The sequence below is a fragment of the Streptomyces sp. NBC_01803 genome, from assembly GCF_035917415.1.
In the GTDB taxonomy this organism is placed as follows: Bacteria; Actinomycetota; Actinomycetes; order Streptomycetales; family Streptomycetaceae; genus Streptomyces.
This window is the reverse complement of record NZ_CP109073.1, coordinates 3,050,589-3,072,615: the sequence shown is the minus strand read 5'-3', so window position 1 is coordinate 3,072,615 and position 22,027 is coordinate 3,050,589. Positions and strand designations below refer to the sequence as shown.

Below are 22,027 nucleotides of genomic sequence, written 5' to 3'. Positions count from 1 at the left end.
GCCAAGCTAAGGCCATGCCATCGCCCCCCCATGAGCCCAAGACCGTACTGATCACCGGATGTGGCGGAGGAATCGGGCTCGCCACCGCCATGGCGGCCCACCGCCGCGGCCACCGGGTCTTCGCGACGATGCGCGACCTCGGCCGCCGTCCCGCCGCCCTGGACACCGGCGTCGAGACCCTCGCCCTGGACGTGACCGACCCGGAGTCGGTGCGGGACTGCGTCGAGTCCGTGCTGAAGGCCACCGACGGCCGCGTCGACGCCTTGGTGAACAACGCGGGCACCGCCTCCGCCGGCTTCTTCGAGGACACCTCGGACGCGGAGTTCCGGCGTGTGCTGGACACCAACTTCCACGGTGCCCTCAACGTCACCCGCGCCGTTCTCCCGGCCATGCGCGCCCGCCGGGCCGGCCGGGTCATCCTGGTCAGCAGCGTCATCGCGCTCAACGCCCAGGCGACGCTCTCGGCCTACGCCGCCTCCAAGTGGGCCCTTGAGGGCTGGGCCGAGGCCCTCGCCATCGAGCTCGCCCCCTTCGGCATCGAGACGGCCCTCGTCCAGCCCGGCGCCTACCGCACCGCCATCTTCGACAGCGCCCCGACCTTCACCCAGCCCGACAGCCCCTACTCCGAGCTCTTCGCCAGCACCGAGGCCCGCTTCCGCGAGGCCATCGGCCAGTCCGCGCGCGACCCCCAGGAGGCGGGCGCGCGCATCGCCGCCCTGGTGGACAGCCGCCGGCCCCCGTTCCGTACCCGGCTCGGCCCCGACGCCAGGATCGGCCATCTGGTGGCCCAACTCCCCGCCCGGACCCGCCATCGGCTCCTACGCCGCCTGATCGGCTTCCCCGCCCGGGCCAACCCCGAGCGCTGACGCCGGAGCTTTTCCCCGCCCCCAGCGGTCCGATGTCGCGGTCCGTGTCCTTGATCTCCTCGTCCAGACGTGCGCGATCCGTCAGCCCCTGGAACCTCAACCGGTGTCGTCCGCACGGACAGACCACCGCGTCGCGGACCGCTCTCCTCGGCCACGGTCGCGCTGATCAGCGGGGACATCAGGTCCCCTGGCCGCGCACATCCCCGTCGGTCCACGAGTCCGCTTTGCATCGCACGGACCCGCACACGGTGGCGACGTCACGACGACGCCGACGGCGCGGCCTCCTGGCCCGGACGAACGCCGAAGCGTGGAGGACTCCCTCCGCGCCATCCTCGGCTTCCAACGCCGGCTCGGCCTCGGCCCTCAGTCCTCAGTCCTCAGTCCTCGGCCCTCAGTCCTCGGCCCTCGGCCCTCGGCCCTCGGCCGGCGAGACGCGAACACGCTCCCCGAGCTTGGGCATCACCGCGCAGAAGAAACCGGCACAGGCGGTGACCCGCGGAGAAGTCCTCTCGTCCGGCTGTCCGCGTGCGCTCTTGCCGTGTCCGGCGCCGCGCGCGTGGACGCCATCAGTGCCTCTTCGACCCAGCGGACGGCTGGGCGCGCCGGAGCTACCGTGCCGAGCGCTTCGCGGTCGGCACGCCCGAGCACCGATGTGACAGAGCGCGCCGGGTGAACGCCGCGCGCGGGCCACGGATGCGGGACGCCGGGGCTACGACCGGCGGCGAGGCTTGCCGCGCCTGCCGCTTTTTGAGCCGCCGGAACCGCTCCGTGGGCTCTTGCCGGTCGATTTGCCGGCCGACTTGCCGGCCGCGGGTGTCCGCCGTGCGTCGCCGGCACCAGCACCGGCACCGGAGCGTTTGCCCTTCGGCTGGGGTGGGGTCGGGCGCCCCCGTGAGCTGTTGACCGTACGCCCGCGGACGATCCCGATGAACTGCTCCACCAAGTCGGTGGTTTCGTCCTCCGGCCACGACAGCGCGACGCGCGACTCGGGGACGTCCGAGACCGGCCGATACGTGAGGTCCTTGCGGTGGTGCAGGCGGGCGAGTGACTGCGGAACGACGAGCAGTCCCACTCCTGCCGCCACCAGTTCGACGGCGTCCGCCGTCGTGGCGGGGCGCTCGTTCGCGGGTCGTCCCGGCCGACGCTCCCATGCGAGGGTGTCGTCGAGGGGATGCAGCACGACATCGTCGGCGAGATCCTCGGCGGACACCTCATCGACCGCCGCCACCACGTGGTCCTTCGGGACCACGACCACCGTCGTCTCGGTGTAGAGGGGGATCACGCTGAGGTCCGTCCGGTCGATCGGCAACCGCAGGAAGCACGCATCGGCACCGCCACCGCGCAACACGTCGGACGCCTCGGCGGCGGACACCTGGGTAAGGGCCAGGGGGACTTCGGGCAGCCGCTCGTTCCAGATCCGCACCCACTTGGTCGGCGTCACGCCCGGAACGTACGCGAGCCGGAACGAGGGGGGTGCTTCCGAGCCTGTCACCACACCAGGCTATCCGGTCATGGTCGGAGGTATCGCGCGCGCTCGATACTCTTGACGCCATGACGTCGCACGACACCACCCAGACGATGAAGCCCGCGACCGCGGCGAAGAAGCTGGGTGTCTACCTCCAGGCCACCCCCGCCGAGTTCCAGGAGGGCGTCGTCTCGCGCGACGAGTTGCGCGCGCTGCAGGCCGCTCCGCCCGAGTGGCTGCTGGAACTGCGACGCGATGGCCCCCATCCCCGACCGGTGGTCGCGGCGAAGCTGGGCATCTCCATCGCGGGTCTCGCGCGTGGCGGAGTCACAGACGCTCTCACCACGGAGCAGATCGACGCGTTGAAGAAGGATCTTCCCGAGTGGCTGCGGCAGGAACGCGCCACCCAGGCCGAGGTCCGCAAAGAAGCGGCGCGCATCAAGGAGAAGAAGGAGAAGAACGCGGCACGAGGCGACAGCCCTCGCCGACCGCGTTCTTGACCTCTTCCCTCGACGATGCCGAGTTCGCCGACAGAGCCGGCCCGAGCCGCCTTGCCGTGCCGTCGATGCCTCCGCCAAGGAAGATCCGCCACGTCGGTGTGACATCGTCCTTCAAGGCGAAGGTACCGGTGAGCGGGTCAGCCGGGCGCGAGCCGCTGAAGCCCCGTCGTGACGTCGTCGAACGTCATCACCGGCAACATGGTGATCTTCGCCCCGAGCTCCTGGAAGAGCGGTTCGCAGACGTCCGGGATCTCGGCCGGCTCCTTCAGGTCGAAGACCAGGAATCCGGTGCGCGCGCCGTCCTTGGCTCCGAAGAAGGCGGCTTCTGGCTTGAGCTTCTCCATGGCGCCGCCCATGACCTGGGCCATGGTCTCGTCCTTGATGGCCTTGTTCGCTTTGTCGGTGTCGAACTCCGCTATGAGCATCGTTCTCATGCCAGATTTCACCTCTCGTGAGCGACCAGGCTGCCCCAAGCCCGGTACCTGATTGCGGTGGCACGTCGATCGTGACTCACGCCCGGGTGCGCCGCAGCCGGGGCGGGCCATCCGGGTGCGGCCCCTCGGTACCCGTGGCCACCCGAGGGCCGAAGCGATCGGCTCGGCACCTCCAGCGCACGACGGAGGGCGAGTCCTGGCCCGCGTCTGGCCGGGAGGTCGTCCGCTCCGGGGACGGGCAGCGGGAGCCGCACCGCGCCGCCGACCTCGCCAAGGACGGCAGCTATGTGCTCGGCGTGCGGGACACCGGAAGAAGAACGGGCACCGGCGCCGTAGAGGCGAGCGTCGGGACCCCGGACCTGCGCCGGAACGGGACGGCGCTCATGGACTCTCGCGTCGTCCGCGTACGGGGGTGCCCGCGGATGACGCCCCCCAGGCCGCTTTCCCGCTTCAGCCGCTCCAGTTGCTGAGCCAGGATTCAGGAGGGCGGCGTGAAAACTGTTCGACACTCTCGACACCCTCTCGAAATCAGATATAGAGGAGCCATTTCACCCACATAGTGTCGTGTCAAGGATTGTGCGGGCCGGCCGAGACCGACAGGAGAGCGCGTGACCACACCGCAGATCGATTACCGGACGCTGTTCTACGCCACCCCCACCCCCTACCTGGTGCTTGGACCCGACCTGGTGATCATCGATGTCAACCAGGCGTATCTCGTGGCGACCGGGCGCACCCGCGAGGACCTGATCGGCCAGTACATCTTCGAGGCGTTCCCCGAAAATCCAGGTGACCCCAACACCAATGGTGCGCGGAACCTGAACGCTTCCTTGCATCGGGTGCTCCGTTCGAGAAAGCCGGACACGATGGCGGTCCAGAAGTACGACATTCCCGTCGCTGACCGGCCCGGGGTGTTCGAGGAGCGATGGTGGTCCCCCATCAACACCCCCGTGCTGGGCCCGGAGGGGCAGGTCGCCTGGATCATCCACCGGGTGGCGGACGTCACCGCCTTCCTGCTGTCCCAGCCCACCCGCTCACGGGGACCACTCAGCGAACGCGATGCCGTGGAGGCCGAACTCTTCGCCCGAGCCCGCGAACTCCAGCGGCTCAACGAGGAACTGCGACAGGCCCACGCTCGCGAACGTGAGGTCGCCGTCGCCTTGCAAGAAGCCATGCTCCGTTCCCCTGACCTGGCACGGCACCCGAACATCGCCGTGCGCTACCTGCCCGCCGCCGGATCGCTCAACGCCTGCGGCGACTGGTACGACGTCGTCAACCTGTCCGACGACATTTTCACGGTCGCCGTCGGCGACGTCGTCGGCCACGGCATCGGGGCAGCCGCCGTCATGGGCATGCTCCGCAGCGCACTCTCCGCAGCCGTCCGCGCGGTCAGGAAGGCCGGCGACGCACTGGACGTCCTGGGCCTGTACGCACGTTCGGTGGAAGGCGCACTGGCCACCACGGTCGTCAACGCCGTCATCAACGGCCGCGAGCGCTCCATCACCTATAGCAGCGCAGGCCACCTCCCGGCCGTCCTGGTCCACGCAGACGGCACCCACGAACTGCTCGACCAGGCCACCGACCCGCCGCTGGGAACCCGCCCCACCCACCTTGCCCTCCCAGAGGCCACCCTGCGCTACTCCTCCGGGGATGTACTCGCCCTCTACACCGACGGGCTCGTCGAACGTCGCGGCGAAGACATCGATGTCGGTCTCCACCGTCTCACCGAGACGCTCACCAGCAACTCCCATCTCGGCATCGAACAGCTGGCCGACACTCTGCTCGCCCGTCTCGGCGTCGGTGGAGGCGGCGATGACGACATCGCCCTCATCCTCGTCCGCCTGTAAACCGCTCGACAACGCTGGACGAGGTCCATGCGTGAATGAACACACCAACGTGGACGGTGCGCGCGGGGTCGCGGTGGAGCCGCGCACCGTAGTACCCCTCCTGGCAGTCAGGTGGTGTTATTGAATTGGGGAACTACCTTTTGCCACAGAGACCGATCCGGCCCCTCCCAGCGGAAACGGGCCGTGGAGAGCCACCGCTGGTCGTCGTCAGCGCCCGCTGTTGACCGTTGTGTGAGGGGTGACCGGTGCGGACGGAGAACGAAGCGGACCCGGGTGCACCGGCTCCCATTCATGGGTGACGGAGCATCAACTTCGATAGGCTTTCCATGGGTGAAACCACTCGCGTCAGCGAGGCTCAACCAGGTGAATGGACTTCACTCGGCGAGGTTGACCAAAGGGGGTCGCGTGACATCAGCAGACTCGGCGGGACAGGCATGGAAGACGCCTTCCGACGCCATATCGGCAGCCGAGAGCCCGCCGCCACCCGCCGCCCCGCCGCCACCACCCGTCGCCCCGCCGCAGCCACCGGCCGGTCCACCGCCCACCGCCGATCCGTACCCCGATGTGGCATCAGCGGCCTCGACACAGCCGATCATCGGAGTCGACCTGCGGGTCAGTAAACGGCTGCTCTGGATCGGAGACGCCTACTACCCGCTGCACAACCTCGCCCGGGTGTACACGCTCACCATCCGCCCCCGGCGTAAGGACGCCGTTCTGCTCTTCCTGAAGCGGCTGCTGATCATCGGGGCGGTGACGACATTCCTGAGTCTGCTCGCCGCCGTGATCGACGAGTCCGGCGGCAGCTTCGGAAGCAGCGACAGCAATGGCTCCGGCGGACTCTCCGCCCTCGTCGTGATCATCGCGGTCGCGGCGCTGATCTACTCCCTCGTGGTGATGCTGCAGGTGCTCGGCGCGCCCGCGCACTTCGTCCTGGCCGTCGAGACCTCCGGCCCCTCCACCGCCGTGGTGACCAGCCAGCGGCCGGACCAACTGCGGCAGCTGGCCCGCCAGATCGCCGACGCGATCGAGAACCCGGAGGCGGACTTCGCAGTGCGGGTGAACACCATCACGATCAGCCCCAAGCACTACTACTTCGGAGACAGCGTCAACATGTACGGCGGCACCGGCAATGTAGGGATGGCGAGCTGATGAGCGGGGACCAGCACTACTACCTCGGCAGCGGCGACCATGTCACCCTGCACGGCGGCTCGGGCAACATCGGCATCGACAAGCGAGTCACTCCGGCCCAAGAGCCGCCCTTGGCCGTCCAAGAGGCCCTCCGCGAGCTCCTCACCCTGGTCCAGGAACTGCGTGCCCAGGTGCCGCCGGTCAGCGCCGAAGCTCTCGACGACTCACTGCCGGCACTCCGTGCCGAGGCGGATGTCCAACCGCAGGAGCGGCACCGCGCCCTGCTCGCCGTGGCGGGCATCGCCGCGACCATCGGTGCGCTCGGCGTACCGGTCGTCGAGGCCATCAACAAGGTTCTCGCACTCATGGGTGCGAAGTGAGCACCCGATGGCCGCGCGGGAGGCGACCGTCGACCGCGTGAACAGCGTGTGAGACCGACGACCGTCCGGCCCGGACGAGTCCGACCTTCGTGCGGATCTCCCCGGCGGTCGTGGTCCGGGCACGAATCTGGCACGCGGCCGGTAGTGAAAAGGGTCCGTGGGGACCCGTGTGGACCGTGATTCGCCGCCTGTTGAGGCACGCGGAGGGCACGGGGCACGGGGCCTCGTCAGGAGGCTACTGATTGACGTCAGGATCCCCTCGCGGGCAGGTGGAAGAAGGGGGCGCGGGTACTCCCAGGGGGATTGCTGGTGCATCCGCTCAGGGGCGTCGTGCTCGCCAACCCGCTTTCCCAAGGTTCGTCGGGGCCGAGGCGGGGTTTCCTGACCTGCGGAAGGCCCGGCGCTGAAGGGGTTTGTAACGGTGCCGGACGTCCGTAAAGGGGACCGAGGGCCGCTCTCGCTGGCCAGAGTGTGGGCTTGCCGCCGACGGATGCCGGAGCGGTCAACTGCGCTGAGTACGCCACTCGGTGGAGCGCGAGCGGGACGTGGCGGCGATGGCGCCGGGGAGGCCGGGGAGGCCGGGGAAAAAGTAACGGGGCGACACGTTCCCACAGTTCGTCAGGCGCGAGGGCATCCGGCACTCACAGATGAGTGCCGCCCTCGGCCCAACCGCCCCAGGGCCCGCGCCGGTTCACGCCGGTGCGCGCGGCGCACTGCGCGTGGCCACGAGCGCCCCGTGGGAACACCGCACGCTCTACCGGTGCCCACAGGCGGCAGAAAAGATGAGCACACCGCACATGAACCAGGTGATCCGCACCCCTGTCCCTCGGCCAGGCGGACTTGCGGCGGAAGGAGCCCATGGTGTTGCTTCTCATCTCCCCGGACAGCGTCGAGGAGGCCCTCGACTGTGCGAAGGCGGCGGAGCACCTTGACATCGTTGACGTCAAGAAGCCCGACGAGGGCTCGCTCGGCGCCAACTTCCCCTGGGTCATCAGAGAGATCCGCGACGCGGTCCCGGCGGACAAACCGGTGTCCGCCACCGTGGGAGACGTCCCGTACAAGCCCGGCACGGTGGCTCAGGCCGCGCTCGGCGCGGTCGTCTCCGGCGCCACGTACATCAAGGTCGGCCTCTACGGATGCACGACGCCCGAGCAGGGCATCGAGGTCATGCGCGCGGTCGTCCGGGCGGTGAAGGATCACCGCCCCGAAGCGCTCGTCGTCGCTTCGGGCTACGCCGACGCCCACCGGATCGGCTGCGTCAACCCGCTTGCCGTGCCCGACATCGCCGCCCGCTCCGGCGCCGACGCGGCCATGCTGGACACCGCCATCAAGGACGGGACGCGGCTGTTCGACCACGTTGGGCCGGACGTCTGTGCCGAGTTCGTCCGGCTGGCCCACGCGTCCGGTCTGCTCGCCGCTCTCGCGGGCAGTGTCACACAGACTGACCTCGGTCCGCTGACCCGCATCGGCACGGACATCGTGGGTGTGCGCGGAGCGGTCTGCGAGGGTGGCGACCGCAATGCCGGAAGGATCCAGCCGCATCTGGTGGCCGCCTTCCGGGCGGAGATGGACCGGCAGGCCCGGGAGCACGCGGCCGGCGTCCCGGCCTGAACGGACCACCGGCATGCCGACCTCTGAGCCCGACCGCGTCGCCGGACGCCGGGCCGCACGTTTCGCCGTCATCGACCCGGCCACCGGGGAGACCTTCGACGAGGCCCCCGACCAGCAGCCGGACGAGTTGGACGCCGTGGTCGGCCGGGCCCATCGGGCCTGGCACCGCTGGCGCGCCGACCCCGCCGCCCGCACCACCGCGTTGCGCGTGGCGGCCGACGCCGTGGAGACGGCCGGCGACGACCTCGCCCGGTTGCTCACCCGGGAACAGGGCAAGCCCCTGGCCGAGTCCTACGCGGAGATCGCCCGTACGGTGGCCCGCCTGCGCTACTTCGCGGACCTCGCCCCCAGAACTCGGCGGATCACCGACGGTCGGCCCGTACACAGCGAGATCCGCTGGCGATCCCTCGGACCCGTCGCCGCGATCGTGCCGTGGAACTTTCCCCTCCAGCTCGCGGCGGCGAAGTTCGCGCCCGCGCTCGCGGCGGGCAACACCGTGGTCCTCAAACCGTCCCCGCTCACCCCCCTCGCCACCCGACTGCTCTGCTCCCTCCTCGCCACCGCCCTGCCCGAGGACGTACTGACCGTCGTCACCGGCAGCGGACCCCTCGGCGCCCGCCTTGCCTCCCACCCGGGTATTCGCCACGTCACCTTCACCGGCTCGGCGCCCACCGGGCGGGCCGTCGCCGAAGCGGCGGCGGCCTCGCTCGCCCGGGTCACCCTGGAGCTGGGCGGCAACGACGCCGCCGTCCTGCTGGACGACGTCGAGGTGGACCGGATCGCGGACCGGCTGTTCTGGGCCGCGTTCCGCAACTGCGGGCAGGTCTGCATGGCGGTCAAACGCGTCTACGCCCCGGCCCGGCTCCACGCCGAGGTTGTCGAGGCCCTCGCCCAGCGCGCGAAGACCGTCGTCGTCGGGGCCGGCCTCGACCCGGAGACCCAGCTGGGCCCGGTCAACAACGCCCCCCAGCTGACCCGAGTCGAGCGGATCGCGAAGCAGGCCCTGGCGGACGGCGCCCGGGCGGCGGCCGGCGGCCACCGGCTGGACGGGCCGGGCTACTTCTTCGCTCCCACGATCCTCACCGATGTCCCGCCCGGCAGCCCAGTGGTGACCGAGGAACAGTTCGGACCGGTCCTGCCGGTGCTGCCGTACCGGAGCCTCGACGAAGCCGTCGACGCGGCCAACGGCACCGGCTTCGGACTGGGCGGCTCCGTATGGGGCACCGATCTGGACCGGGCCGAGGCGGTGGCCGACCGGCTCGAATGCGGCACGGCCTGGATCAACCACCATGCCGAGCTGTCCCTCGCCCAGCCCTTCGCAGGCGTCAAAACCAGCGGTGTCGGCGTCGCGGGCGGACCGTGGGGTCTGTATGGCAACCTCCGGCCGTTCGTCGTCCACCGCCCGCAGGAGCCATGACGATGAGGTTTCAGGCGGCCGTACTGCGCTCGTACGAGGACCCGTTCGCGGTGGAGGAGGTGACCCTGCGCACGGAACCCGCCATGGGCGAGATCCTGGTCGAGATCGCGGGCTGCGGGATGTGCCGGACCGATCTCGCGGTCCGGCGATCGGCCGGCCGCAGCCCGCTGCCGGCGGTGCTCGGCCACGAGGGGGCCGGGGTCGTGGTGCGGACGGGCGGCGGCCCGGACACCGCGATCGGCGTCGGTGACCACGTCGTGCTGAGCTTCGACTCCTGCGGACACTGCCGGAACTGCCGTGGCGCGGCACCTGCCTACTGCGACTCCTTCGCCTCCCTCAACCTCTTCGGAGGACGCCAGGAGGACGTGCCGCGGCTCACCGACGTGACCGGGGAAGCGCTGGCCCCCCGGTGGTTCGGCCAGTCCTCGTTCGCCGAGTACGCGCTCGTCCCGGCCCGCAACGCCGTCCGAGTGGACCCCGCACTGCCCGTCGAACTGCTCGGGCCGCTCGGCTGCGGCTTCCTCACCGGCGCCGGAGCCGTGCTGAACGCCTTCGGCGTTGGCCCTGGCGACACCCTCGCGGTCTTCGGCGCGGGAGCGGTGGGCTTGGCCGCGGTGATGGCGGCCACCGCCGCCGGCGCGCTGACCGTGGCCGTCGACCGGCATCCTCAACGGTTGGTCCTGGCCGAACGGTTCGGCGCGATCCCGCTGCCCGCCGGAACGGCCGGACTGCCCGAGCGGATCCGGCGGCTGACCGACGGCGGCGCGCAGTACGCGCTGGACACCACGGCTTCGCCGCCGCTCATCAACGACGCGCTCCGGGCACTGCGCCCCACCGGCAGCCTCGGCCTGGTGGCACGGCTCCACACCGCGCTGCCGCTCGAACCGGGCACGCTGGACCGAGGCCGCAGCATCCGCCACATAAGCGAGGGGGACGCCGTACCTGGACTGTTGATACCCCTGCTGACCAGGCTGTGGCAGACCGGACGCTTCCCCTTCGACCAGCTGATCCGCACCTACCCGCTGGCCGACATCAACGAGGCCGAACGCGACTGTGACGCGGGCCGCGTGGTCAAACCCGTCCTGCTCCCGGAGAGAGGAAGCCGATGAGCGAGGCACGCGACACCGCCGACTCACCGCATCCGACAAGCAGGCACCTCGTAGCCCCCACTCCCGCCAATGGAGGAAAGATGGTCGGCATGGCGCCGCAGCACACGGACGTGGACGGCGTGGAGGGAGGCGTGGGTCTGACCGCCCTCCTGGTCGCTGCGGCACGGGCGATCGAGACCCACCGCCACGACAGCCTGGCCCAGGACGTCTACGCGGAACACTTCGTGCGCGCCGCCCCGGCGTGCGCGGACTGGCCGGTGCGCATCCAGCAGGTCCCGGACGGCGACGACAACGCGCTGTGGGGGCGGTTCGCCCGCTATTTCGGCCTGCGGACCAGGGTCCTCGACGACTTCCTCCTCCGGTCGGTCCACACGAGCGCTCGCCAAGTGGTCCTGCTGGGTGCCGGGTTGGATACCCGCGCCTTCCGGCTGGACTGGCCGTCCGACTGCGTGGTCTTCGAGATCGACAGGGCGGGCGTGCTGGCGTTCAAGCACCAGGTGCTCACGGACCTGTCGGCCACCCCGCAGGTGAAGTGCGTCCCCGTACCGGCCGACCTGTGCGCCGACTGGGTCACCGCGCTGACCGCCGCCGGCTTCGACCCAGCCGCACCGAGCGTCTGGCTGGCCGAGGGACTGCTCTTCTACCTGCCGAGCCCCGCCGAGACGCGGCTCATCGACTCGGTGGACCGGCTGACCACCGCGGGTAGCGCACTGGCCTTCGAGGCCAAGCTGGAGAAGGACCTGCTGGCGTACCGCGACAGCGCGATCTACACGGCGACGCGAGCACAGATCGGCATCGACCTGCTCCACCTCTTCGACAAGGGACCACGACCCGACTCCGTCGGCGACCTGACGGCCAAGGGCTGGTCCACCCGGGTACACACCCCCTTCGACTTCACCCACCAGCACGGACGCGGCCCCCTCCCCGAGCCGAACGACGCGCTGGAGGGGAATCGGTGGGTGTTCGCGCACAAGCCCCGGCCATGACGTCCGCAGCGCTCACGGCGATGTCCGCACCGGGCCGGCATCCGTACACCGCCCGGACCTTCGCCGACATCGCCAACGACCGCCTGGTATCACAGGCGATTCAGGGCGGGGCGGGACTGCCTGAGGATTTCCGGTTCTACGACCTGCGGCATACCGGGCACACCCTCTCCACGCAGAGCGGGGCGACGCGGAAGGACGGGTGCGGGGAGGGCGAAGAACCAGCCGTCCGTGAGGAGAGGGATGCGGCGAAGTCCGCCGGGCCCGCCGTGGCTTGGGCCGGCGCCGATGTCAGTGACGTCGATGCCGACTTCAGCGAGGGCTACCAGTTCGTCGGCCAGTCGCTCGACTTCGGTGACTACGTGTGGGGGAAGTCCGGAGGCAACGTGCTCGCCGTCGGGGTCGTACTCCCACCGCCACTGTTCCTTGTCGCTCACAGTGCGCTCTGGCCGCGCTGGATGCCGGCTTCGGCCACTGCGGTGTCGATGATGTCACCGATTTCGGCCGCGGTGACGCGGGCCTCTGCGAGTTCGTCGGCCTCGGAGGCGCGCGTTTCCAGTGCTCGCAGGTGTGCGGTCCGATTCGGGTGGCGCTCGATCGCGACATACAGCGCCCACTGACCGACAAAGCGGCGCATGGGCGCGGCGCTCACCTGCTCGCGAGCCTGCTGGAGGGCGACGGCGCGTTCGGCGTCGAACGTGGGCAGCGTTTGGGGAGCGAGCAACGCGAGTGCGGCACGCAGATCCTCAGGGGTGCCGGCAGGCTGGGGGATCCGGGGAACGTCCGGCCGAGGAGTCCGATGCGGTCGTCATGCGGGTGCCCCTTCTCTCTTCGTTGTCGGCTGCCAGCCAGCGTGTCTGACGATAACGGGAACTCAAGCGCGACGGCGGGTAACCAAGAGAATCGGATCCGTCACTGCGTGAGGAGTGAAGGGCAGCGCCGGCCCGTCGGCCTACGGCAGCGAACCGCGACGCCGAGTTCGGCCGACGCCGACACTCCGTCTGTGGCCCACCGCTGCGAGGGGCACGAGGAACTCCGGTACGCGCGGCAGGGCCGCAGGGTCGGCGCGCCTGAGGGCGCGTACTATCTCAACCTCGGCCAGGGCGCTGCGTTCTAGTAACTACATCGCGTTTATGACGCGTGTCCGCGTCGCTGGTAGTGGTGTCGGCGGGCGGTGCGCTGGTGTCTTCGTCGCCAGCGTGAGCGGCGCAGCTGAGCACAGGACGCCTCCTTCAGCTTCCGTTCGCGGCCGAGCGCGGTGGCTGCCGTGCCTGGTTCCGGAACTGTGCGGGCGATGAGCCGACCACACGGCGGAACGCGGTGCTGAACGCGCTCTCGGACAGGTAGCCCGTGGCCCGTGCGAGCTCGGGGATCGACAGAGTGTCGCGGGCGAGGGCATCGCGCGCGAGGCTCATGCGCCATTGGATCAGGTACTCCAACGGCGGGACCCCGACGTGCCTCTTGAAGGCCTGGGCGAACGCGGAACGCGACATGTGGCTGATCTCGGCGAGCTCCTTGAGACTCCAGGAGTGCGCCACGTCCGCGTGCACGGCGCGCAGGGCAGCACCTATGCCGTCCTCGCTCAGGGCGCCCAGCCAGCCGGTGGGCCGGTCTGTTTGACCGGCGTGAGCGCGCAGCATGTGCACGAGCAGGACCTGTGCGAGGTGGTTCTGCACCAGCGGGCCGCCGGCGGCGGCGACCCCGACCTCGGTGGCCAGGAGATCGATCAGCTGCGCGAGCCGCCTGCCATGAGGATCGGCCACGCGGACGATCACGAGCGGCGGCAGAAGATCGGTCAGGAGGGCCGCGTTCCTGTCGTCGAACGCGATGTGCCCGATGCAGAGGTAGAGGTCCTCCTCGGACTCCGGGCCGATCCGCACGAACCCGTCTTCGGCGCCCGCCCACACCGGCTCCGCAGGGCGCGGGCTTGCGTCGAGCGTGCTGGCCAGCACGTAAGGTGGCGGGTTGCCCAGCATGAAGGTGTCACCCTCCTGCAGGAGCACCGGCTCGTGCCCCTCGAGGATCAACCAGCACGTGCCGCGCACGAGGCCCCCGATCCGCACGTGCAAGAACGTGTCGAAGCGCAACGCCCACTCTGCCGCGGCCCGGAGGCTGGGCCCGATCACCGTGCGGGGCCGGAGCAGGCCGATCGCGTCAGCCACTGGATCCCGAAATCCGAGCACCGACGACACCTCCTGGACGATACGTAAAGAATACCGGACTCTGCATCATGGATAGTATCCCCGATCTCCCGCAGTATCGATGTTGAACGGATCGGCATCGAGAGAGTGATGGAGACACCCACATGGGACAGCTGGATGGCAAGACGTCGGTGGTCACCGGGGGCAGCAGCGGGATCGGTCTGGCCACCGCCGTACGGCTGGCGGACGAGGGCGCGTACGTATTCGTCACCGGCCGGCGCGAGGCCGAACTGGAGGCCGCCGTCAAGACGATCGGAGCAGACCGGGCCACCGCGGTCGTCGGCGACATCTCGAAGCCGGAGGACCTGGACCGGCTCTATGCTGCGGTCCGGGCGCGGGGCAAGGGTTTGGACGTGCTTGTGGCGAACGCGGCGGTCGGCGCGTTCGTGACGCTGGAGCAGACCACCGAGGAGCACTTCGACCAGACCTTCGCGGTCAACGTCCGAGGCACGCTGTTCACCGTGCAGAAGGCGTTGCCGCTGCTCAACGACGAAGCCTCGATCGTCCTGGTCGGTTCGACTGCCGGCGACCGTGGAGTAGAGGCGTTCGGCGCATACGCGGCGTCGAAGGCGGCCGTCCGGTCCTTCGCGCGGACGTGGTCCAACGAGCTCAAGGACCATGGCATCCGGGTCAACGTGGTCTCGCCGGCATGGATCGAGACTCCCGGGGGCACCGCCGCTTTCGGCGACGAGGAGACCGCTCGGGCCGTCAAGGAGAATGTCGCCGCGACCGTGGCCAGGGGCCGCATGGGTCAGCCTGAGGAGGCCGCCGCAGTCGTGGCCTTCCTGGCCTCGGAACAGAGCAGCTACGTCGTCGGCGCGAACTTCTACGTTGACGGAGGCGCGAACCAGATCTGAGCAGGCACCACACGGTGGGTGGCATCTGAAGCGTTCCAGGTTCTATGCCGCTGCTATCTAGCCAGGAGGCCCGGGGTTTCGGCCCCGGAAGGAATGGCTTCCTTGGGGCTGAGCTGCGTAGATCCGCGACTACATCAACTCCTGGAACACGACAGCGAAACCGTTTACCTGGACCGCGACTGCCGACGAGGTTCTCGCGAAGGTCCGACTCGTCGCGACCAACGTGAAGAAACTCGTCAATAACAACTCGAACTGATGTGAACAGGATCACGAGACACGAGTCGTCGTGTGGGAAGCGGTAGGAGACCAGAGAGGGTTCAGCGTCCGGCCGAGGTGCCGACTGTCGGTTCATGGGCGCTCCATGAGTGTGGCCGGAGCAGGGATGCTGGTAAGAGTGCGAAGCTGGTCGACGCCCACGTTGGCGCCGAAGGCAGGCGTGCCGGGCTCGAGCCGGACGCCCGCTGCGAGGTCGCCGATGGTGAGTGAGTCGAATCCGAGCCTCTCGATCAGCTCCGACACGACGGCGAGATCCCCGGGTGAGTCGCCGGCGATCGCGATCGCCTTGCGCCCGGGGGTTCCGGCTGGGCGGGCCCCGTCTTCGAGGTCGTGGTAACCCATGTGGTTGAGGGCTTTCACGACTCGCGCGCCCGTCAGAAACTGTTGCACGACCTCGCTCGAGGAGGTATCGGGCGGGACGATCGTTTCGCGGGGACCATCGATTTCCCACCAGTGGTTCATCGCGTCGACGACCAGCTTCCCCACCAGCTCCGCGATCGGGAGGTTGCGGTGTTTGCTGAGCGGGAGGGCGAGGATCACCACGTCGGCGGCGTCCGAGGCCTTGGACGGCCACACGGCGGTCGCGCCGGGGGTGAGGATCTCGGTGGTCAGCGCGATCTTCGCCGGGTCTCCGGATCCGGAGATCAGGACCCGGTAGCCGGCTGCGACCGCGAGGCGCGCCAAGACGGTGCCGACCTTCCCGGCCCCCAGGATGCCGATGGTGGTGACGGGCGTGGTCATCGTGTCGCCCCCGCCGTGGTGGTGGGCTGTTCGGCCAGCAGCTCGCGGACCCGGGGGATGACCTGGGTGCCATACAGCTCGACTGAACGTAGCCGGGCGGTGGCGGAGACGGTGCCGGCGGCCGAGTAGATCATGTCGAACCGGCCTGCATCGAGCGCTCGGATCGCCTGGGCGATCTTGTTCGCGACCGTCTCGACCGAGCCGACATAGAGAGATCCGTGATCCACCTCGGCGTCGAACTCTTCCCGGCGGATCGGCGGCCAGCCGCGCAGCGCCCCGATCCGGTCGCGAGTCTCCTTGAACCCGGGGTAGAACAGTTCTTTCGCCTCGGCGTCGGTGGCGGCGACAAACCCCGGCGAGTGCATCCCGATCGGCTGTGCGGTGGTGCCGAGCTGCTCGCTCGCCCGCCGGTACAGGTCAACATAGGGAGCGAACCGGCCGGGGGCGCCGCCGATGATGGCGAGCATGAGCCGAAACCCGTAGTGGGCGGTGCGGATCACGGACTGTGGTGACCCGCCAACCCCTACCCAGGTATCGAGACGTCCCGACTCGGTCTTCGGGTACACGTCCGCATCATGTAGGGCGGCACGCGTGGTGCCCTCCCAGGTAACCGGCGTCTCGTCCAGGAGTCGGTGGAACAGATCGATCTTCTCTTCGAACAGCACCTCGTAGTCTTTCAGGTCGTACCCGAACAGCGGGAACGACTCGGTGAACGAACCCCGTCCGAGGATCACCTCGGCGCGGCCGCTGGAGAGCGCGTCGACGGTGGCAAAGCGTTGGAACACTCGCACCGGGTCGTCCGAAGACAGAACCGTCACCCCCGAGGCGAGCCGGATGCGCTTCGTGGCGGTCGCGATGCCGGCCAGCACCGTCTCAGGGCTCGAGATCGCGAACTCCGGCCGGTGGTGCTCGCCCAACGCGACCACGTTGATGCCGACCTGATCGGCCAGCACCGCCTCGGTCACAGCCGCGCGGATCGCCTGCGCGTGCGAGACGATCTCCCCGCGGTCGTCACGGGGCCGGTCCCCGAAGCTGTCGATACCGAACTCGATCTGCGAAACATCCATCATTTAACTTCCTCAGAGCTTTCGTTGTGTCCGTGTGTGGTGGTGCGAGGTCATGAGGCGCGGGCGGGTTCGCCGCCCTGAGTGATCTGCGCAAGTTCCCTGCCGGTTGGCTCCCAGCTGGAAGTTCAGTTACGCGCGGGCGACTTGCTCGCCGAACAGTCGGACGCTCTGCTCCCGCGCCTGACGCGGCAGGTGTCGAAAGCCATGCGTCAGTTCGAACCGGCGACGCTATCGGCGGAGAACGAGATGCTCGGCAAGGCGGTGGGGCTCGTCGACTCGGGAAGGCCGGTGGGCAGCGCACACCTGTCACCATTCGTTGCCCGGCTACCCCCGCTCTCATTGGAAGCGGGGGTAGCCGTTCTCGTATGAAGCCCTGGTAACAATAAGAGGCCACCGGCCAGTGCCCTATGGGGTCTTCACGCCGCCAAGACTGCTCCGTGGTGCGCCGCGAGTAAGGAACCGCACCTCAGTAATCAACAGCCGATGACGAATGCCTTTCGGTCTCGTCGCGGATCTAGTCGAGGAAGGAGCGCAGGGCTGAATTAACCTCGTCTGCGTGCGTCCAGAGCAACCCGTGTGGGGCGCCCTCAATCTCCACATACTGCGCCTCGGGCAAGTCCCGCCGAAAGCGGCGGGCGGTAGCGTCGATGGGTAGGATCTTGTCGGCCGTGCCGTGCAAGATCAGAGCTGGCTTGCCACTGTCGCGGACCGCTTCGACGTCGGTGCGGAAGTCTTCGATCCAAGCGGAAACGACCGCGTAGGCCGCCACGGGGGCACTCGACGTCGCCACGTTCCAGCTCGCGGTGACGGCCTCCTGGCTGATCCGACTGCCAAGGTTCTCCTCAAGATTGTAGAAATTCGAGAAGAACTGCGTGTACCAGGCGTACCGATCACCTTTCGCCGCCGCCTCGATTCCGTCGAAGACCTCCTGCGGCACACCCTCGGGGTTGTCGTCACGGGCGACGAGGAAAGGCTCCAGCGAGGCCAGGAACGCCAGCTTGGCGACCCTTTCATATCCGAATTGTGAGACGTAGCGGGCGACCTCGCCCGTACCCATCGAGAAGCCCACCAGGACGACGTCGCGAAGGTCGAGCGTCTCCAGCACGGCGTTCAGGTCTGCGGCGAAGGTGTCGTAGTCATATCCGGAGTTCACCTTTGACGACTTGCCGAAGCCCCGACGGTCGTAGGTGATGACACGGTATCCGGCCGCGAGGAGATTTCGCGTCTGGCGCTCCCAGCTGTGACCGTTCAGTGGATATCCGTGGATGAGGACGACAGGCTGACCCGCGCCCTGATCCTCGTAGTAGAGCTCGACCGGCGTGCTGTTTTCATTCCCTACGGTCATGTACCCCATTTCATGTCCTTTCTGAGTCGCTGTGGGCGGGCACGGAGGATCAGATCCTCTATGTTCTATGCCTACTCTTAGACTGGCGTCGACGGCGCGAATCCGCTTTCGAGCCTTCGCTGACCGACATCGTGACGCACGTTAAGCGGTGGGGCCTCCAGACCACCATCTTCAGATCGCGGTCCAGCAGCATCAGCTCATGCGCATCTCGCCAGCACACTCATCTGGCTCGACCATGATCGGCAAGACACTCCCTGGTTAGCGAACATTCGCTCGGACCGCCTCTTCGATCGGTGTTGAACCTGTGTTGAGTTCGAGGATCTGCCGACCGATACGGGGCTCGTGGAGCAGTTCGGCGAGGGTGCTGGCAACGTCGTCGCGGGTGATCTGGCCGCGGAACTCCGCTGGACCGAGGGACACGGCGCCGGCTCCTGGACCGTCGATAAGTAGTGATGGACGGAGAATCAGCCAATTCAGCTCACTGCGGCTGAGCGCGATGTCTGCGTCCTTCTTCACGCCACCTGTCCAGGGCCCGCGGTGGGCGGCGGAACATCGACGACACGCTGCACGTCAGGGGTGCCGTACTCGGAGAACTGCACGGCGAGGGACATCTGCTCGACTCCTGGTTCTTCTGGGCCACTTACGTGTGAGAGGGGCGGGTCAGCCCGACGCTGCCTGACCGCATGGCCCCGTATGGTCGCAGTACGGCTGAAGGCGGCTCTGCCCGCAACCACACAGAACGACCCTGGTCTCCGCGCGCGGGCCTGCCGCCGTGTCCATGCTCAACTCGCCGCGCGCGATCAACTGCCCGGCGGAGTTGTGCGTGATCTGCGTGGGCCGGTCCGAGGGCTCCGACCCTCCGTCCACGAGTTCGTACTGCAGCGCACCCGAGGGACAGCGCCGCACCACCTCGGCCAGGCGCTCGGCCTCGGCGCCGTCCGGCCGGATCCACGGGCGCTCACCCGGGTCGAAGACCTCAGGCAAACCGTGGACGCATTCGGCGGCGTGCAGGCAGCGCCTGGCCTCGAAGGTCACGGTGATCGACTTGCCCTCGTACGCCTTCTTCTCGGTTCCGCTGCTCATACCAGCCTCCGTCGCTGCCATATTCGGTGTTCAGTCGCTGACTCTGCTGCGGGACTGATACAGCAGGTCCATGTACTCGGGGTGCCGGGCGATCCACCCCGCGAAGAACGGGCAGGTGGCCAGCACCCGCAGGTTCGCGGCGCGCGCCTCGTCGAGGGCGGTGCGCGCCAATGCCGCCCCAACCCCCCTGCCCTCGTGCTCCGGTGAGACCTCGGTATGCACGAAGGCGACGAGTTCCGTCGTACGGATGTAATCCGCGACGCCCGCGACCTTGGACTCTCCATCGACCCGAGCCTCGTACCGCTTAGCCTCGGGAACGTCACTCACTTCCACTGTCACGTGTTCTCCATGTGCTTTCCGCATGGGCCTTGCTTCACGCCAAACCCAGTCCAGTTGATGAATCGATGTGTCTAATTTGCAAGCGTGGCCACACCCACTTACGGCAACTTCAGCGCCCCGCCCTGAAGTTCGCGCTCAGAGGAGGCCGGTACCCCAGGGCGTTCCCGAGTACCTGGACAACGTCCTGTCCTGAGCGATTCGAAAACGGGTCGCCGCCGTATCCGGCGATCCGTTTTGGAAAGGTTGCGGTTGGCCTCCGTCACTCGGCGGCGAAAGCTTCCGCGTAGGGGAAGATAAGCTCTCCGGAGGACGATTCCGGTGGGGACATGACGATCTGCCGCGATCCGTTCTGGAATTGACCGACCTCATGGCCGGAGATTCCCTGGAACTGGACCTGCAGGACACGGGGCTCCGACCACTCGCCCTTGGCTCCAAACCTGACATCGCCCATGACGGTCGGGAAGGTCACCTCCCGTGCGTACGCCGAGAGACTCGCGTCGTCGACACCGCCCGTTGCGTCGACGGCCTTGGCGACCACCTGCATCTGGGCGTAGGCGAGTGGAACCATGTAGTGCCCCAGGAGGTCGACACCGGCCTTCACCGGCCCGTTCCTGATAGGCGTTCAGCACTTCCTGAACGCCCGGGAACATCATTTTAGGCATACCGGCGCCCAGTACTCGTAGTTCACGAAACCGTTGAGCAACGGGCCGAGCTCCGTCCCCACCGCTGTGTTCTGAGGGCCGATCATGGCCCCGCCGACCATCTTCGGCGCCCAGTCACTGCCACGCAGCGCCCGTACCAGGCCGATCGAGTCATCGAGGTAGGAGCACAGGAGCAGCAGGTCAGGGTCCTTGCTGGCCACGGAGTCGATGATCGGCGTGAACGCGCTGGTCGACAGCGGATAGGTTCTCTCGTCGACGACGGCGAATCCGTGCTTCTTGGCGTTCTCCGCGGCACCGATGATGGGGTTGTGGGCGAATTCCGCGTCCGCTGAGATGAAGGCCACGGTGCGGGGACGCGGCACCTGCCGGGCGGCGAGCTCGAAGAAACCCTCTGTCAGCGTAGAGCTGGGGTTTGGTCCGGTGGGTATCATCGCGAAGTAGTTCGGGTATTGCCGCTCGGTGTTGACGCCGAGTCCCATCAGTCCCACGAAATATTGGTTGCGTTCGGCGATGAGCGGCATCGCCGGAGCGAGTGTGTTCGTGCCGTAGCCGCCGAGCACAAGGTCGACCTCGTCGACGTCCATCAACCGCCGGTAGATGCCGGGGACCAGCGTGCCATCGGTTCGATCGTCGTAGACGACGAGCTGGACGGGACGCCCGAGCAGTCCACCGCGGCCGTTGATGTCGTCGGTCCAGATCTTCTGCGCGAGGAGGGCCGAACGCCCGTTGAGGCCGAGCGGGCCGGTCAGAGACATGCTCACTCCGATCGTGATCGCCTCGTGCTGGTCGGTGGCTGCCGGGTACCGCAACGCGCGCTCCGAGTGAGCTGCGCCGTTTCCCGTGCTGCCCTCGTCTGGCGCGTCTGTGCCTGTGACGGTTGCGGACATGACCATCCTTACGATGCTTCTGCGGCGCTTGTCTTCGTGGTGTGCGGTCGCCGACCGCTCGTTGAAACACTGGGAGACGGTCTGGCGCTCACGGCCGTGAGCGCCAGACCGCCTCCGGCTCAGCAGCCGTCAGCGCTACACGCCAGCACCCTCGGTGGTGGGTGTGGCCAGCAGCTGCAGCTCCCAGGTGAGCGCGATCCCGCTAGCGCCACCGTGGTCGAAGAGAACCGGCGCGAGCGCGGCGGCCGTCGACTCGCGAGCCCAGTCGCGCTGCCATTCGCTGGCCACGGCCAGCCAGGTGATGGGTACCACGCCGGCCTGCACCATGCGACGCACCGCCATGTCGTGCGCCTCGGCAGTGACCCCGCCGCTGGCGTCCGTGACGACGAAGACGTCGTACCCCTCACCCAGCGCCTGGAGGGCGGGCATGGCGACGCAGACCTCCGTCCACAGCCCGGCAATGATCAGCTTCTTGCGCCCCGTGTTCTCCACGACGTCGACGACGCGACGGTCTTCCCAGGTGTTGATGAACGTGCGGTTGATCGGCTTCTGGTCCGGGAAGACGTCCTGGAGGCCCTGGATGAGGTAGCCGCCGCGTTCTTCTATCACCGTGGTCAGCACCGTGGGGACGTCGAACACCTTCGCGGCCTTGGCCAGGCCGACGACGTTGTTGACGATCATGGTTGATTCGTGGCTGTTGAGATTGGTGAACTGGAAGGGCTGGTGGTCAATGAGCACCAGGACGCTCTCCCCGGGGGTGAGCAGTGCTTCCAGTCCGGCCTTTGCGGTGCGCGTCACGGTGGTTCCTTCTGTGATGGGTTGAACGGTCGAT

The 22,027-nt window shown here is 68.3% G+C and carries 24 protein-coding genes; 10 read left to right on the top strand and 14 right to left on the bottom strand.

Annotation, left to right across the window (positions count from 1 at the left end; all coding sequences use genetic code 11):
- Nucleotides 1–14: 14 nt before the first annotated feature.
- A complete protein-coding gene (locus OIE51_RS13740; protein ID WP_326597939.1) occupies nucleotides 15–866 on the top strand; it encodes an SDR family oxidoreductase in 852 nt (283 codons plus the stop codon).
- A gap of 709 nt (nucleotides 867–1,575) precedes the next feature.
- On the opposite strand, the gene OIE51_RS13735 is transcribed toward OIE51_RS13740, so the two are convergent.
- Nucleotides 1,576–2,358, bottom strand: coding sequence for a LysR substrate-binding domain-containing protein (locus OIE51_RS13735; protein WP_326597938.1), 783 nt, complete (start codon nucleotides 2,356–2,358; stop codon nucleotides 1,576–1,578).
- A gap of 59 nt (nucleotides 2,359–2,417) precedes the next feature.
- On the opposite strand from OIE51_RS13735, the gene OIE51_RS13730 reads away from it, so the two are divergent.
- Nucleotides 2,418–2,831, top strand: a complete 414-nt coding sequence (locus tag OIE51_RS13730; protein ID WP_326597937.1) for a DUF5997 family protein — start codon at nucleotides 2,418–2,420, stop codon at nucleotides 2,829–2,831.
- A gap of 137 nt (nucleotides 2,832–2,968) precedes the next feature.
- Here the strand turns inward: OIE51_RS13730 and OIE51_RS13725 are convergent, their stop codons facing one another.
- Entirely contained in the window at nucleotides 2,969–3,265 is a 297-nt protein-coding gene (locus tag OIE51_RS13725) for a hypothetical protein (protein ID WP_326597936.1), read from the bottom strand.
- A gap of 608 nt (nucleotides 3,266–3,873) precedes the next feature.
- Here OIE51_RS13725 and OIE51_RS13720 point away from each other — a divergent pair.
- The 7 genes from OIE51_RS13720 to OIE51_RS13690 all read left to right on the top strand — a co-directional run bounded on the left by OIE51_RS13720 (nucleotide 3,874) and on the right by OIE51_RS13690 (nucleotide 11,740).
- Nucleotides 3,874–5,109 (top strand): PP2C family protein-serine/threonine phosphatase, encoded by a 1,236-nt coding sequence (locus OIE51_RS13720; protein WP_326597935.1) that lies wholly within the window; start codon nucleotides 3,874–3,876, stop codon nucleotides 5,107–5,109.
- A gap of 405 nt (nucleotides 5,110–5,514) precedes the next feature.
- Nucleotides 5,515–6,258, top strand: coding sequence for a DUF6232 family protein (locus OIE51_RS13715; RefSeq protein WP_326597934.1), 744 nt, complete (start codon nucleotides 5,515–5,517; stop codon nucleotides 6,256–6,258).
- On the top strand, nucleotides 6,258–6,617 hold the full coding sequence (locus tag OIE51_RS13710; RefSeq protein WP_326597933.1) for a hypothetical protein: 360 nt from the start codon (nucleotides 6,258–6,260) through the stop codon (nucleotides 6,615–6,617). The genes OIE51_RS13715 and OIE51_RS13710 overlap by 1 nt, the downstream gene beginning before the upstream one ends.
- Nucleotides 6,618–7,478: 861 nt before the next feature.
- Entirely contained in the window at nucleotides 7,479–8,228 is a 750-nt protein-coding gene (locus tag OIE51_RS13705; RefSeq protein WP_326600624.1) for a (5-formylfuran-3-yl)methyl phosphate synthase, read from the top strand.
- A gap of 13 nt (nucleotides 8,229–8,241) precedes the next feature.
- A complete protein-coding gene (locus tag OIE51_RS13700) occupies nucleotides 8,242–9,645 on the top strand; it encodes an aldehyde dehydrogenase family protein (protein ID WP_326597932.1) in 1,404 nt (467 codons plus the stop codon).
- A gap of 2 nt (nucleotides 9,646–9,647) precedes the next feature.
- Entirely contained in the window at nucleotides 9,648–10,754 is a 1,107-nt protein-coding gene (locus OIE51_RS13695; protein WP_326597931.1) for an NAD(P)-dependent alcohol dehydrogenase, read from the top strand.
- Between the two features lie 80 nt (nucleotides 10,755–10,834).
- A complete protein-coding gene (locus OIE51_RS13690) occupies nucleotides 10,835–11,740 on the top strand; it encodes a class I SAM-dependent methyltransferase (RefSeq protein ID WP_326597930.1) in 906 nt (301 codons plus the stop codon).
- An 89-nt stretch (nucleotides 11,741–11,829) separates the two neighbouring features.
- On the opposite strand, the gene OIE51_RS13685 is transcribed toward OIE51_RS13690, so the two are convergent.
- From OIE51_RS13685 to OIE51_RS13675, 3 genes are all read right to left on the bottom strand, one after another.
- The gene (locus tag OIE51_RS13685; RefSeq protein WP_326597929.1) at nucleotides 11,830–12,174 is read right to left on the bottom strand and encodes a hypothetical protein; all 345 of its coding nucleotides are present in this window, start codon (nucleotides 12,172–12,174) and stop codon (nucleotides 11,830–11,832) included.
- Nucleotides 12,171–12,509: a DUF6247 family protein gene (locus OIE51_RS13680; protein ID WP_326600622.1), complete on the bottom strand. Its 339-nt coding sequence runs from the start codon at nucleotides 12,507–12,509 to the stop codon at nucleotides 12,171–12,173. Before OIE51_RS13680 ends, OIE51_RS13685 begins: the two co-directional genes overlap by 4 nt.
- A 460-nt stretch (nucleotides 12,510–12,969) precedes the next feature.
- Complete coding sequence (locus tag OIE51_RS13675) at nucleotides 12,970–13,929, bottom strand: AraC family transcriptional regulator (RefSeq protein WP_326597928.1); 960 nt, start codon at nucleotides 13,927–13,929, stop codon at nucleotides 12,970–12,972.
- A gap of 113 nt (nucleotides 13,930–14,042) precedes the next feature.
- Between OIE51_RS13675 and OIE51_RS13670 the strand changes: the two genes are divergently transcribed.
- Nucleotides 14,043–14,795, top strand: a complete 753-nt coding sequence (locus OIE51_RS13670; protein WP_326597927.1) for an SDR family NAD(P)-dependent oxidoreductase — start codon at nucleotides 14,043–14,045, stop codon at nucleotides 14,793–14,795.
- Nucleotides 14,796–15,143: 348 nt separating this feature from the next.
- Here OIE51_RS13670 and OIE51_RS13665 read toward each other — a convergent pair whose 3' ends face one another.
- From OIE51_RS13665 to OIE51_RS13625, 9 genes are all read right to left on the bottom strand, one after another.
- The gene (locus OIE51_RS13665; RefSeq protein ID WP_326597926.1) at nucleotides 15,144–15,812 is read right to left on the bottom strand and encodes an NADPH-dependent F420 reductase; all 669 of its coding nucleotides are present in this window, start codon (nucleotides 15,810–15,812) and stop codon (nucleotides 15,144–15,146) included.
- Nucleotides 15,809–16,879 (bottom strand): LLM class flavin-dependent oxidoreductase, encoded by a 1,071-nt coding sequence (locus OIE51_RS13660; protein ID WP_326600621.1) that lies wholly within the window; start codon nucleotides 16,877–16,879, stop codon nucleotides 15,809–15,811. The genes OIE51_RS13665 and OIE51_RS13660 overlap by 4 nt, the downstream gene beginning before the upstream one ends.
- A 514-nt stretch (nucleotides 16,880–17,393) precedes the next feature.
- Complete coding sequence (locus tag OIE51_RS13655; RefSeq protein WP_326597925.1) at nucleotides 17,394–18,233, bottom strand: alpha/beta fold hydrolase; 840 nt, start codon at nucleotides 18,231–18,233, stop codon at nucleotides 17,394–17,396.
- Between the two features lie 249 nt (nucleotides 18,234–18,482).
- A complete protein-coding gene (locus OIE51_RS13650; protein WP_326597924.1) occupies nucleotides 18,483–18,740 on the bottom strand; it encodes an NAD(P)H-binding protein in 258 nt (85 codons plus the stop codon).
- 144 nt (nucleotides 18,741–18,884) lie between these two features.
- Nucleotides 18,885–19,307, bottom strand: a complete 423-nt coding sequence (locus OIE51_RS13645; RefSeq protein ID WP_326597923.1) for a (4Fe-4S)-binding protein — start codon at nucleotides 19,305–19,307, stop codon at nucleotides 18,885–18,887.
- A 30-nt stretch (nucleotides 19,308–19,337) separates the two neighbouring features.
- On the bottom strand, nucleotides 19,338–19,646 hold the full coding sequence (locus OIE51_RS13640; protein WP_326597922.1) for a GNAT family N-acetyltransferase: 309 nt from the start codon (nucleotides 19,644–19,646) through the stop codon (nucleotides 19,338–19,340).
- A gap of 259 nt (nucleotides 19,647–19,905) precedes the next feature.
- Entirely contained in the window at nucleotides 19,906–20,247 is a 342-nt protein-coding gene (locus OIE51_RS13635; protein ID WP_326597921.1) for a hypothetical protein, read from the bottom strand.
- Between the two features lie 48 nt (nucleotides 20,248–20,295).
- Entirely contained in the window at nucleotides 20,296–21,195 is a 900-nt protein-coding gene (locus OIE51_RS13630) for an amino acid ABC transporter substrate-binding protein (protein WP_326597920.1), read from the bottom strand.
- Between the two features lie 135 nt (nucleotides 21,196–21,330).
- Entirely contained in the window at nucleotides 21,331–21,993 is a 663-nt protein-coding gene (locus OIE51_RS13625) for a hydrolase (protein WP_326597919.1), read from the bottom strand.
- Between the last annotated feature and the right edge of the window lie 34 nt (nucleotides 21,994–22,027).